Annotated in this window: 13 protein-coding genes; 8 read left to right on the top strand and 5 right to left on the bottom strand. The window is 65.0% G+C overall.

Features of this window, described 5'->3' with window-relative positions; genetic code table 11:
• Positions 1-106: 106 nt before the first annotated feature.
• From QM588_RS17780 to QM588_RS17760, 5 genes are read left to right on the top strand one after another with little or no spacing between them, the layout of a single operon-like run.
• Complete coding sequence (locus QM588_RS17780; RefSeq protein ID WP_283315252.1) at positions 107-1,174, top strand: glycosyltransferase; 1,068 nt, start codon at positions 107-109, stop codon at positions 1,172-1,174.
• Positions 1,171-2,283: a glycosyltransferase gene (locus QM588_RS17775; RefSeq protein ID WP_283315251.1), complete on the top strand. Its 1,113-nt coding sequence runs from the start codon at positions 1,171-1,173 to the stop codon at positions 2,281-2,283. Before QM588_RS17780 ends, QM588_RS17775 begins: the two co-directional genes overlap by 4 nt.
• The gene (locus QM588_RS17770) at positions 2,280-3,299 is read left to right on the top strand and encodes a glycosyltransferase (protein WP_283315249.1); all 1,020 of its coding nucleotides are present in this window, start codon (positions 2,280-2,282) and stop codon (positions 3,297-3,299) included. Before QM588_RS17775 ends, QM588_RS17770 begins: the two co-directional genes overlap by 4 nt.
• Positions 3,296-4,147: a glycosyltransferase family 2 protein gene (locus QM588_RS17765; RefSeq protein ID WP_283315247.1), complete on the top strand. Its 852-nt coding sequence runs from the start codon at positions 3,296-3,298 to the stop codon at positions 4,145-4,147. Before QM588_RS17770 ends, QM588_RS17765 begins: the two co-directional genes overlap by 4 nt.
• Positions 4,148-4,180: 33 nt before the next feature.
• Positions 4,181-5,203 (top strand): LLM class flavin-dependent oxidoreductase, encoded by a 1,023-nt coding sequence (locus QM588_RS17760; RefSeq protein WP_283315244.1) that lies wholly within the window; start codon positions 4,181-4,183, stop codon positions 5,201-5,203.
• Between the two features lie 70 nt (positions 5,204-5,273).
• Here the strand turns inward: QM588_RS17760 and QM588_RS17755 are convergent, their stop codons facing one another.
• Positions 5,274-6,467, bottom strand: a complete 1,194-nt coding sequence (locus QM588_RS17755; RefSeq protein WP_283315241.1) for an esterase/lipase family protein — start codon at positions 6,465-6,467, stop codon at positions 5,274-5,276.
• A 352-nt stretch (positions 6,468-6,819) separates the two neighbouring features.
• Between QM588_RS17755 and QM588_RS17750 the strand changes: the two genes are divergently transcribed.
• Both QM588_RS17750 and QM588_RS17745 read left to right on the top strand, forming a co-directional pair.
• The gene (locus QM588_RS17750) at positions 6,820-8,076 is read left to right on the top strand and encodes a PucR family transcriptional regulator (RefSeq protein ID WP_283315239.1); all 1,257 of its coding nucleotides are present in this window, start codon (positions 6,820-6,822) and stop codon (positions 8,074-8,076) included.
• Positions 8,073-8,807: an EAL domain-containing protein gene (locus tag QM588_RS17745; RefSeq protein ID WP_283315238.1), complete on the top strand. Its 735-nt coding sequence runs from the start codon at positions 8,073-8,075 to the stop codon at positions 8,805-8,807. Before QM588_RS17750 ends, QM588_RS17745 begins: the two co-directional genes overlap by 4 nt.
• 62 nt (positions 8,808-8,869) lie before the next feature.
• Here the strand turns inward: QM588_RS17745 and QM588_RS17740 are convergent, their stop codons facing one another.
• The gene (locus QM588_RS17740) at positions 8,870-9,067 is read right to left on the bottom strand and encodes a CsbD family protein (protein WP_027496220.1); all 198 of its coding nucleotides are present in this window, start codon (positions 9,065-9,067) and stop codon (positions 8,870-8,872) included.
• 118 nt (positions 9,068-9,185) lie between these two features.
• Here QM588_RS17740 and QM588_RS17735 point away from each other — a divergent pair, with 118 nt between their 5' ends.
• A complete protein-coding gene (locus QM588_RS17735; protein WP_283315237.1) occupies positions 9,186-9,647 on the top strand; it encodes a hypothetical protein in 462 nt (153 codons plus the stop codon).
• 72 nt (positions 9,648-9,719) lie between these two features.
• Here QM588_RS17735 and QM588_RS17730 read toward each other — a convergent pair whose 3' ends face one another.
• The 3 genes from QM588_RS17730 to QM588_RS17720 form a co-directional block, all read right to left on the bottom strand.
• Positions 9,720-10,268 (bottom strand): Dps family protein, encoded by a 549-nt coding sequence (locus QM588_RS17730; protein ID WP_027496222.1) that lies wholly within the window; start codon positions 10,266-10,268, stop codon positions 9,720-9,722.
• Positions 10,269-10,347: 79 nt separating this feature from the next.
• On the bottom strand, positions 10,348-11,412 hold the full coding sequence (locus QM588_RS17725) for a TerC family protein (RefSeq protein ID WP_283315234.1): 1,065 nt from the start codon (positions 11,410-11,412) through the stop codon (positions 10,348-10,350).
• Positions 11,409-11,564: a hypothetical protein gene (locus tag QM588_RS17720; protein WP_167326732.1), complete on the bottom strand. Its 156-nt coding sequence runs from the start codon at positions 11,562-11,564 to the stop codon at positions 11,409-11,411. The genes QM588_RS17725 and QM588_RS17720 overlap by 4 nt, the downstream gene beginning before the upstream one ends.
• Positions 11,565-11,577: the final 13 nt, after the last annotated feature.

The raw sequence follows: 11,577 nt of genomic DNA, 5'->3' as shown, positions 1-11,577 counted from the left end.
GAACCTGCGACGCCAACCGCGATTGAACTCGGTACGAAGTGGGTACAGACCTCATGCGCGTGTCGGGAACAGGCACGATTCGTCTGACCTGTACCCGAAGGAATTCATGATTCGTATTGCGTCCGTACCCTCCTCACACGTCTATGTGCAGCACGTTCAACCTGTGCCCGGTGGCTCCGGCAATTCGGTGACGCTGTTGCCCGATCCGACGCCGGTTCGCGTCGATGTGCCGGGCCAGTGGTGGCCGCCTCGTCTTCTCGACGCCGGGTGGTTGGCCGAGCAGCCCGATTCGAGCTTCGACGTTCTGCACGTGCACTTCGGCTTCGAGTCCTTCTCACCGGAAGAACTGACCCGCACGGTCGAGTATCTGCGGGCCCATCGCAAGCCTGTGGTGCTCACGGTGCACGACGCTCACAATCCCCATTTCGCGGACAACACCGGTCATCTGGAGCAGCTCGACGTGTTGATTCGTGGTGCCGATGCCGTGATCACCCTCACCGAGGGAGCAGCCGCATGGATAGCCGATCGGTGGAATGTGCGTGCGACGGTGATCGAGCACCCGCACGTGGTGCCTCTGGAGAGAATGAACGTCCCACGCCCGGTGTCGGACTCGTTCGTCATCGGTGTCCACGCCAAGAACCTGCGAGCGAACATCGATCCGCTGGCGGTCATGGACGCCGTCGTCGAGGCGGCCCGATCGCTTCCGGCTGCGACGGTGCGGTTGGACATCGACCAGGACGTGTTCGACACGGCCGGCCACTGGTACGACCCGACCGTCGGCGCGAAGTTGCTGGACTACAACAGTTTCCCCGATGTCGACGTGCGGGTACACGCCCGATTCGACGACGACGAACTGTGGGACTACCTGTCTTCGATCGACGTCTCGGTGCTGCCGTACCGGTTCGGAACACATTCGGGTTGGCTCGAGGCCTGTCGGGATCTGGGAACGTCCGTCGTCGCGTCCGACTGCGGCTTCTATGCCGACCAAGCACCGATTCACAGTTTCGTCATGAACACCGAATCGTTCGACCCCGCCACGTTGGTGGCAGCCGTGCAGGCGGCCCACGCCGATCGGACCACAGCGCTCGACGCCGCAACCCGGGCCGAGCAGAGACAACGAATCGCAGCGACCCACGCTGGGATCTACGCAGCAGTGACAAAGGAGATGCGTTGAACGAGAAGCCACTTCGCATCGCGGTGCTGGCGTCATCGAGTTTTCCGGTGGCGCAGCCTTTCGCGGGCGGTCTGGAGGCACATGTCTACAATCTGGTTCGGGCGCTGACCGAGCGTGGGCACCACGTCAGTCTGTTCGCCGCGGACGGATCGAGCGTCGATCTGGACGCCACGATGTTGCCGGTCCGAACGCTGGATCTGACACCGATTGCCCTCGCCGATCTCACGGTCACCCCCACCGCGGTTCGCGAGCACCACGCATACCTCGCCGTCATGATGGAACTGGCCGGCGCGCTGTCGAACTCTTTCGACATCGTGCACAATCACAGCCTGCATTACCTGCCGTTGGCGATGTCCGCCACGCTGCCGGTGCCGATGGTGACCACCCTGCACACGCCACCGTTCGCGTGGCTGGAGTCGGCCGTCGCCCTGGCCCCGTTCGGTGCCAACACCTTCGCCGCTGTCAGTGCGTTCGCAGCCGACCAGTGGGCCGACGTCGCGACCGGGACGATCGTCATCCGGAACGGAATCTCCCTACAGGACTGGCCGTTCGGTGCCGGTGGCGATTACGTGGTGTGGTCCGGACGGTTGGTTCCCGAGAAGGGGCTGCACCTGGCCATCGCCGCTGCGAAGCTCGCCGGCCGTTCGCTACGGATCGCCGGTCCCATCAGCAACCTCGAATACTTCCACGGTGTCGTCGAACCCCTGCTCGACGATCGAGTCCGGTACGTCGGACACCTCGATCAGCCGGCTCTCGCCGCACTGGTGGCCGGTGCGGAGGTCGCGCTGGTGTCGCCGGTGTGGTCCGAGCCGTACGGTCTGGTGGTCGCGGAAGCCCTGGCCTGCGGTACGCCGGTGGCGGCATTCGCCCGCGGAGGAATACCCGAGATCATCGATTCTTCCTCCGGCGTGCTGGTTCCCGCCGACGACGTGGCCGGGCTCGCCGCCGCCATTCCGGCCGCGGCGGCGTTGAGCAGGCACGACGTGCGTGCGCGCGCCGAGCAGGTGTGTTCGGTGGACCGGATGGTCGACGAGTACGAGGAGCTGTACCGATCGACCCTCGAGTCCGCATCGGCACCGGAATCCGCCCACGGTCTCGCGATTGCATGATCGGCTACTACGCACACCACCACGGGGTAGGCCACGTCACTCGGTCCGACGCGATTGCGCGTCGCCTGGGTGAGTCGATGACGGTACTGTCCTCGCGGGCGCGAACTCCGGAACACGCGGCAGCGGAATGGATTACGTTGCCGCTGGACGTGAACGACACCGTGGGTGAATCAGCCGCCGACGACATCTCGGCCGGGGGAGTGGTGCACTGGGCACCCCACGACGTCGACGGGCTGACCGCACGGATGGCGATCATCGCCGACTGGGTTGCGCGTGAGCGACCGCGGGCAGTGGTCGTCGATGTGTCCGTGGAAGTGGCGATGTTTCTGCGGTTGATGGGTGTTCGGGTGATCGTCATGGCGATTCCGGGAAACCGGGCCGATCCCGTCCACGCGATGGCCTACCGCGCGGCGACGCACATTCTCGCGCCCTGGTCTCGGAGTGTGTACGACCCGACATGGCTGCATCCGTACGCCGCCAAGACGACGTACTCGGGCTCGATCAGTCGGTTCGCCGAACGGACACGAATCGACGCGCCTGACACTGCGGCCACCGAAGGCTCGGTTGTCGTCCTCGGTGCGGCGGGTGGCACCTCGTTGACGCGTGAACTGGTGGACTCGTGGTCCGCCGCGGACGACCGGTTCGACTTCCGCACACTCGGAGTGGCGGGCGGCGACTGGGTGGACGACGTGTGGCCGGTGCTGTGCTCCGCGGCCCTCGTGGTGACCAATGCCGGGCAGAACGCCGTCGCCGACGTCGCCGCGTCGGGCACGCCGGCCATCGTGGTTCCGCAAGCCCGGCCGTTCGACGAGCAGGCTGCCACCGCGCACGCACTGGCGGCCGGATCCATCGCCGCGGTGCTCGACGAGTGGCCCTCGGTCGATCGGTGGCGACGCGCTGCCGACTGCGCCCTGGGCATCGGCGGGCGAACATGGTCGCTGCTCGGTACCGACGGCGCACCCGATCGGGCTGCTCGCGCGATCGAGCAGGCTGCGTCCGGGACGGCGCGGCAATGAAAGTGGTTGTCGTGACCGTGGTCTCGGGTCGTCACGATCATCTCGCGGCGCAGATTCGCGGGTTGGCCGAGTCCACCGACGGGCCCGTCGAGCACATAGTGGTCGCCATGGGCGATGCCGACATTGCGGATGTGCTCACCCGGTCCGGCTCTGCGGCAACGGTTGTCGACATGGACGCACAGACACCGCTGCCGGTGGCGCGAGCGCGTAACCTCGGGGCAGCCGCTGCCCTCGATCGGGGTGCCGAGCTGGTGGTGTTCCTCGACGTGGATTGCATACCCGCCCCGGAGATGCTCGACAGGTATCGCCGCGCCGCACTGCGCCCCGACAGTCGGAGAACTCTGTTGTGCGGGCCGGTGACCTACCTGAAACCCGACAGCATCGGGATCGAAGGTGACGCACTGATCGCGCTCACCTCGCCGCATGCGGCGCGACCGAATCCGCCCGCGGGCGCAGTGGAACCCGGACACGATTTCGACCTGTTCTGGTCGTTGTCCTTCGCCGTCCATGCCGGCACGTGGACCGAGATCGGCGGCTTCTGCGAGGACTACACCGGGTACGGGGGAGAGGACACGGATTTCGCGGCCACGGCCCGCGCGTCGGGCATCGGGTTGCGGTGGGTGGGCGGCGCTCACGCGTACCACCAGTTCCATCCCGTGTCCGATCCCCCGGTGGAACATCTCGACGACATCGTCGTCAACGCTCGGATCTTCTTCCGCCGGTGGGGACGGTGGCCGATGGTCGGGTGGCTCGATGCGTTCGCATCCCTCGGGTTGCTCGAGTACGGCGGCACCGAGATTCGCCGTCTCACCGCCGGTGTCCACGACAGCGACGGCCGGTTGAATTAGGCTGGCCGGACTTCCGCGAAACGAGGTCCAGACGTGCCCGAACCATCCCGGCCCCTGCGCTCGCTCGGATTTCTCACCATCGGGCTCTTCGACGAGAATGCGCCCGAGGACGGCCACGAGTCGACGCTGCGCATCATCGAACTCGGGGAGCGGCTGGGTTTCGACAGTGCCTGGCTTCGTCATCGTCACCTGCAGTTCGGTATCTCGTCTCCCATCGCGGTCATGGCCGCCGCGTCGCAACGTACCGACCGCATCATGCTCGGTACCGCGGTGACGCCGTTGGGTTGGGAGAACCCGTTGCGTCTCGCCGAGGACCTGGCCACGGTCGATGTGTTGTCCGGTGGGCGTGTCAATGCGGGAATCAGTGTGGGACAACCGATGCAGTTCGATCGGGTCGCACACTCGTTGTATCCCGACACCGCCGAGAACGAGGACTTCGGCTACGACCGGGTGTCGCGGCTGCTTCGGTTCGTCGCCGGTGAACCTGCGTCCACGTGGTCGGGGACCGAGGGAATCGAAGCGTATTCCGAACGAGTGCAACCACATTCGCGTGGTCTACGGGATCGAATGTGGTACGGCGGGGCCAGTCTTCGTTCTGCGCAGTGGGCAGGGGAGAACGCGATGAATCTTCTGGTGAGCAGTGTGGTGCGCGCCGAGGAGTCGACGGATTTCGATGCGATCCAGCTCGCGCACATCGGGCGGTTCCGTGAGGCTCACCCGGCCGGGGCCGACGCACGGGTCTCCCAGGGGTTGGTGGTCATCCCGACCGACAGTGCTTCCGCGGCGCAGAAGCGCAAGTACGAGGACTACGTTCACGCGCGTACTGCGCGGACCGGAGCACCGCAGGGGCCGGCCCGAATGATGTTCGCGCCGGACCTCGTCGGCAGCTCGGAGGAGATAGCGGAGCAGTTGTACGCCAATCGATCTTTCCGCGAGGTCGACGAGGTGGCGTTCGCGCTGCCGTTCAGCTTCGACCACGAGGACTACGTGCAGATCTTGACCGACACGGCGCAGAAGCTAGGCCCGGCGCTGGGATGGACCCCAGCACAGAACTGACCCAGACTTCCGCCGAGGGCGATCGACCCCATCGGCCGATCGCCCTCGGTGGACCACAGCTACCGGTGCACTACTGGCCGGTGATGGGTGAGTTGTAGGCGCACGGGATCGACTTCGCGGGGAAGCCCTTCGGATCCAATGCGTTCTTGACGATGCCGATCGCGCGCGGTGAGACGGAGATCGACAGGTGGTCGGACAGGTCGATGCCGCAGCCGTCCTGCAGGGTGACGTTGTTGACGGTGGCACCGGGGCCTGCGGTGAGGAACGTCGTCTTGTACGGGGTGACGACCTCGTCGTACTTGGTGCCGATCACGGTGTACTTGATGCCGGGGTCGGTGTCACCGCCGACGGCCAGTCCCTTGACGAGTGGCGAGTCGATCACCTGATCCGATGCTGCCGGCCCGGCGATGGCACCGACGACTCCCAGGACGTTGAGTCCCAGGTTGTTGATGGTGCGGCCGAGAGTTCCGATGCCGACCAGTGTGGTGCCGTGGTTCGATCCGGCGACGCTGACGACCGTGTTCACTTTGTTCTTGGTCGGGTCGGTCGGATTGGCACCACCCTCGAAACGTAGGTACTGACGGGTGACGAGCCCGCCCTGGGAGTGGCCGACGATGTCCACCTGTGCAGAGCCCGTGGCCGTCCGCACAGCGTCGATGTAGGTGGCGATCTCCTTGGCGTTCGACGCGACCGATGCGGTACCGCGAAGCGACGGGAGATTGCCGACGACACTGGGGTCCCCGTCTCCGTAGTTGAGGGCGAAGATGCAGTAGCCCTCCTTCTTCAGGGCAGGCGACATGCGCGCGAAGTTGTTGTAGGCGTTCTCCCAGGTGCCGTGCAGGAGGACGACCGGGCGGGGGTGCGCGGCGGTGGGCTTGCAGTTCCAATCGTTGGCACCTTGCGGTGCGACGTTGGGGTTGACGATGCTGTAGAGGAATCCGGCCAGGAAGTTCTTCTGATCGGGCCCGTATCCGGTGGTCTCGGTCCGTGGGTCGTACGTCGCGGTGGCGGGGGCAGCCGAATCGATGCTCGGTGCCGTGATGCCCTGATCCGAAGCCTTCGGGTAAGCGCCGGTCGGCCCCGGCGGAACAACGGTGTTGCCCTGCACGGTTGCGGGCGGTGCAGGTACCGGGACAGGTGCCGGCTGAGCCTGCGCTGCGAAACCGGAACCGAGGGCAACGGAGCATGCCATTGCAGCAATCATCGCAGCGCGGACTGTGGTGGCCTTCCTCGTTGCACGGAAGGTGGACCGAGAAGTGGTCATGGAGCCTGACTTTCGACGAGGGTCAAGTGGACAAGTCGGAACTGTAGGCCCGGATTTCAGCCCGGAACGTGCTCCCGATCACGTTTGGAAACCACCCGCAAGCGACCGTTCATTCGTGATGGAGCGTCACAAATGACGACGATCCGGACATGAATGCGGATTTGTTGCTGGGTTCGTGGCTCAAAACAATCCTCAGGTTTTATTTGTGCACTATGGTTCGTATGTCTCCACCGCGGCCGACGGCTCGGTCGGGGAAGGACGGTTCGACACCGAGGCAGGGCGTTGTGGGCAGACATCGACCGGCCGGAGGACATGACCTGACGCGGGTTTCGAGTACGAGGGGTGGGTTTCGGTGACTGCAACAGACAGTGTGGACACGGCGCAGGAGGAGTACGCAGGTGGTCGACGTGCGTCGGACCGGTTGCGGACGCCCCGGGAGACTGCCGCGCGAATGCTGAACCGGTATTTCGTCGATCCGGAAGACGTACCGCCGCCGCGCGACTGTGCGCGGGGCGAGCTCGACGACATGGCGACCACCTGCAGCGAACTGGCTGCAGGGGTCCTCGACTCCGGTCGACTACCGATCGCGGGGGCGATGGACACCTTCCGGGATGCCGCTACGCGGTGGGCCCGCGACGGAGTGCCGCTCGGCCGTATTCAGCACGCGATCAACGAAGGCTGCGCGCTGGGGCTACGGGCTGCCGAGTCGGCGGTGAACCGGGAGGCAGGCGCGGCGGCCGATGACCGGACGATCCTGATCATGGAGCTTCTGGACGTGGTCACCGAGGCGGTGTCCGACGCCTATCTCGCCGAGTTCCGCACGTTGGCGCAGAACGGCCCACGGCACGACGTCGAACTGCTCGACGCTCTGCTGACCGGCGACGGCACTGCCCGCAGGATCGCCGATCGGATGGGTGCGCTGCTCGCCGAGGAGTATCACGTCGTGGCCCTGCACTTTCCGGCTCATGCCGACGAAGGGGGTAGGCGCGGCGATGCGGCGATGATGGCCGCGCGGAAGCTGCGGAGAATTCACGCGGCCCTGGCAGTGCACAACGGAGACATCGCCCCCATCGCATCCATCAGTGCGACCGGCGGAACGGTACTGCTGCCCGACGTTCCAGGCGCGGACGTCGACCAACTGGTCGAGCGGCTTGCCGACGCCGGCCAGATCGCGGTGACCGCGACAACCGGGTCGGCAGCGATCGACGACATCTCGGTGACGGCGCCGCACCTGTACGAGCTCCTGAGCCTGGTCCGCAGGCTGCACTACACGCCGGGCACCTACCGCATCTCGGATCTGGTGTTCGAGTACCAGGTGAGTCGGCCCGGACTCGGTCGACAGCACCTCGTGACTCTGATCGATCCACTCCGTGACTCGGTCGACCTACTCCCGACGCTGCAAGCCTTCGTGGACTCCGATTCCAACAGGAAGAAGACAGCCACGTGGTTGACGGTGCATCCCAACACCGTCGATTACCGCCTCAAGCGGGTGGATCAACTCACCGGACTCGATCCGATGAAGCCGTCGGGATTGCGGCGGCTGCACGCAGCCTTGATCGCCGACCGCCTCGAGGCACGCCGAACCCCGGTGGACGAGCGATCACTGTGACCGTCTCGGACGGCGCGGTGCTGGCAGCGTCCGCGGCGCTCGAGTCGGTGGATTCGGTGGCGGCGCTGTTTCAGCCGGTCGTCGAACTGTCGACCGGACGTGTCGTCGGCTACGAGGCGCTCGCTCGGTGGCCGTCTCCGGGCAGCGCACTTCCCGAGGACGTTTTTGCACTGGCCCGCGAACGGGGACTGGTCGGCCGAGTGGATGTGGCCTGCCGCGCGGCAGCTCTGCGGGCGGCGAGGGAACGTGCCTACTCGCGCGGGGTGCGCTTCTTCCTCAACATCGAACCGGGATGCTTTGGTGACGAGCAGGACGTCGACATGCACCTCGACGCCATCGGCGACGATCTCGACGTGGTCCTCGAGATCACCGAGCGTGATCTGGATCGGAACGTTCCGTTGCTGATGGCCCTCGTCCGCGGAGCGCGCGCACGCGGGATGGGGGTCGCCATGGACGACGTCGGAGCGACACCGGCAACTCTGCATTTGCTGGCGTTGGTGGCACCGGACATCGTCAAGCTGGACGCGTCGATAGTGCGAGCTCCGCTGCGGTCTCGACCGGCGATGCGACAGGTCCGCGCCTACGTTCGGTCGAGCAACGCGATCGTGCTGGCGGAAGGGATCGAGACGCGTCGACATCTGCGGCGCGCGAGAGCCCTCGGTGCCAGCTTGGGGCAGGGTTGGATGTTCGGGCGGCCGCTGCCGCTGCCGAATCCGACGGAAGGCCTGTGACACAGAAGAACCCCGCACCCGAGCCATGAAGGCTGGGTGCGGGGTTCTGCCGCATCGATGGATCAGTTCGTGAACTTGTCCTTGATGTTGCCGGCTGCGTCCGAGACGTCGTCGCCGACCTGCTTGGTCTTGCCCGACGCCTGATCCTTTGCGCCTTCGGCAGCAAGGTCGTCGTTGTCGGTCTTGTGGCCGATCTTTTCCTTGGCTTCGCCCACGAGCTCTTCTGCCTTGTGCTTTGCCTTGTCGATGAAATCAGCCATGTGAACTCCTCGAAATCGATTGTGCTGTCGGTCCGAGAGAGCTATACCCGGGATCGGGGTCGGTAATCATCGGACTCCCCGCCGTGTTGCCGACAGGGGATGCGGGTACGCGCCGATCATGACTGCAGAGACGAACGACCCACATTCGCGTGAGACGCCGGCACCGGAGCACCGCCGTCCCGACGGAGTGGACGACGACACGGTGGCGGCCACAGGCAAACTCTCCGAGGCGCTCGAATACGTCGAGCGCGCGCGCGGCCACCTCTACTCGTTTCATCAGCTGATGGGACACGCGGACCTGCTGCTCGGGGAGGCCGCCGACGCGTTGGCAGACGCCGGGCACGATGCGTTGGCGCGGCGACTCGAGACCGACATGATCGGCCGCAACATCGCTCAGGGTCGGTGGACATTCCAGCTGGTCGAGGAGTTCGACGACGGTTATTGGGCCGTACTGCGTGATCACGAGCGGACGGTCCGTGACGAACTACTCGGTGGCCGTCGGCACGTCTTCGAGGCCGAGATGAAGGAACAACGGCGAACGCACGGTCGCAGCGGCCACGAGGCGCGTCCGGCGGAGTGACCTGGATCTTCCACAACGAAAAGCACCGGCCTCGCCGTGATCGGCGAGACCGGTGCTCCAGGTGAATATTTGTCAGCCGGCTTGCTTGGCAGCGTCGACTTCGCTCGTCGCGCTCGCGGTGGAGAGCTGACCGCCGGAGTTCTCCAGGTGCGCACGGACGAACCAGTGGAACAGTTCGAGCTGAGCACTCTGGCCGATGAGCATGTCCTCGGTGATGGGGTCGATCTCGCCGACCTCTTCGATGTTCTTACGAGTGGTCTCGATGACTCCGGTGTACACCAGGTCGAGAGCGCCGAGGTGCTCGATCGCCGTCGCCCGGCCGATCGAGTAATCGTCCCAGGAACGTTCCTTGACGATGGTGCCGGGCGTTCCCTTGGCGGAAGAACCGAGGGTCGCGATGCGCTCGGCGACCTCATCGGCGAAGCCGCGCACGGCCTCGACCTGAGGATCGAGCATTTCGTGGACCGAGATGAAGTTCGGTCCGACCACATTCCAGTGAATGTGCTTGAGCGTGAGATGGAGGTCGTTGTAGGCGTTCAGGCGATCCTGCAGGATCGCTGCGACGCGCGCGCCCACGTCCGACGAGAGTCCGGGAACGGTGTACGAGTTCTTGTCAGCCATGACGACGGTTTGCCCCATCACGGCGAAGTACAAACATGCCCCGCCGGATCGGATCCGGCGGGGCATGTGTGGTGCGGAACTACTTGTCGAGTCGAGGCGAATCGGTACCCGACGTTCCCGTCGACGAGGAGCCGGCGGTGGAGGTTCCGTCCGTCGGATCGACGATCGGACTGTCGGCTGCGGCCTTGTCGACCGCGTCGGCGGTGTCTTCCTCCGGGGGATTCTTCAGGCTCAGGATGATCGAGCCTGCCAGGACCACGACGATGACCACCAGGCTGACGAAGGACGGGATCTCGGGGATCGACGTGCTGATCACCTTGTGCCCGGCCTGCAGGATCAGCTTGACGCCGATGAAGGCGAGGATGATCGCCAGTCCCTTGGACAGGTAGTGGAACTTCTCGAGCAGCCCTGCGAGCAGGAAGTACAGGGCACGCAGACCGAGGATCGCGAATGCGTTCGAGGAATACACGATGAACGGGTCGTCGGTCACTGCCAGAACGGCAGGAACGCTGTCGACCGCGAATACCAGGTCGGCGGCCTCGATCGCCACCACGACGGCGAGCAGTGGCGTGGCCACTCGCTTGCCTGCTTCCTTGACGAAGAACTTGGTACCGGAGTACTCGTCCTGAACGGGGACGATCTTCTTGAGCAGGCGCACTGCAATGGAGGTGCCGGGGTCGTACGAGTCGTCCTCGTCCTTCATCAGCTTGTACGCGCTGTAGAGCAGGATGGCGGCGAAGACGAACAGAACGGCAGCGAACTTGCTGACGATGGCCACACCGGCGGCCAAGAAGATGGCACGGAAGACCAGGGCACCGATGACACCGAAGAACAACACGCGGTGCTGGTACTCACGGGGAACCTTGAAGTAGCCGAAGATCAGCGCGAAGACGAAGAGGTTGTCGACGGACAGACTCTTCTCCAGCAACCAGGCCGTCGTGTATTCGACTCCGGCCGTTGTTCCCAGTGTGAAGAACACCACGATGCCGAAGATGATGGCCACGCCGACCCACAGCGCACTCCACCATGCAGCTTCCTTGAAGCCGATGATGTGCGCACCGCGGTGCGCCAACAGGTCGATGGCCAGCAGGATGAGGACGACGGCACCGAAAGCCGCCCACGCCCACCACGGAACGACGTTCATGAACGACCACCCTTACCGGTGAACTTCGTGCCCAACTGCTTCAACTTCGCCTGATTCTCGGGCTTGGTCGCATAGCGACGAGCTCGGTCGATCATCTGTTTGCCCTGAGGGCTGCGAGCGAATGCGGTCAATTTCTGTGTCAAGGACGACATCTGTCACTGCTCC

Origin of the sequence: Rhodococcus sp. IEGM 1354 (assembly GCF_030056855.1) — a bacterium.
Taxonomy (GTDB): domain Bacteria; phylum Actinomycetota; class Actinomycetes; order Mycobacteriales; family Mycobacteriaceae; genus Rhodococcoides.
This window is presented reverse-complemented; position numbering and strand designations above follow the sequence as displayed.

Coding starts and splice junctions, on each gene's coding strand:
- QM588_RS17780 (WP_283315252.1), top strand. CDS start 107: ATGATTCGTATTGCGTCCGTACCCTCCTCACACGTCTATGTGCAGCAC.
- QM588_RS17770 (WP_283315249.1), top strand. CDS start 2,280: ATGATCGGCTACTACGCACACCACCACGGGGTAGGCCACGTCACTCGG.
- QM588_RS17765 (WP_283315247.1), top strand. CDS start 3,296: ATGAAAGTGGTTGTCGTGACCGTGGTCTCGGGTCGTCACGATCATCTC.
- QM588_RS17755 (WP_283315241.1), bottom strand. CDS start 6,467: ATGACCACTTCTCGGTCCACCTTCCGTGCAACGAGGAAGGCCACCACA.
- QM588_RS17740 (WP_027496220.1), bottom strand. CDS start 9,067: ATGGCTGATTTCATCGACAAGGCAAAGCACAAGGCAGAAGAGCTCGTG.
- QM588_RS17735 (WP_283315237.1), top strand. CDS start 9,186: ATGACTGCAGAGACGAACGACCCACATTCGCGTGAGACGCCGGCACCG.
- QM588_RS17730 (WP_027496222.1), bottom strand. CDS start 10,268: ATGGCTGACAAGAACTCGTACACCGTTCCCGGACTCTCGTCGGACGTG.
- QM588_RS17725 (WP_283315234.1), bottom strand. CDS start 11,412: ATGAACGTCGTTCCGTGGTGGGCGTGGGCGGCTTTCGGTGCCGTCGTC.
- QM588_RS17720 (WP_167326732.1), bottom strand. CDS start 11,564: ATGTCGTCCTTGACACAGAAATTGACCGCATTCGCTCGCAGCCCTCAG.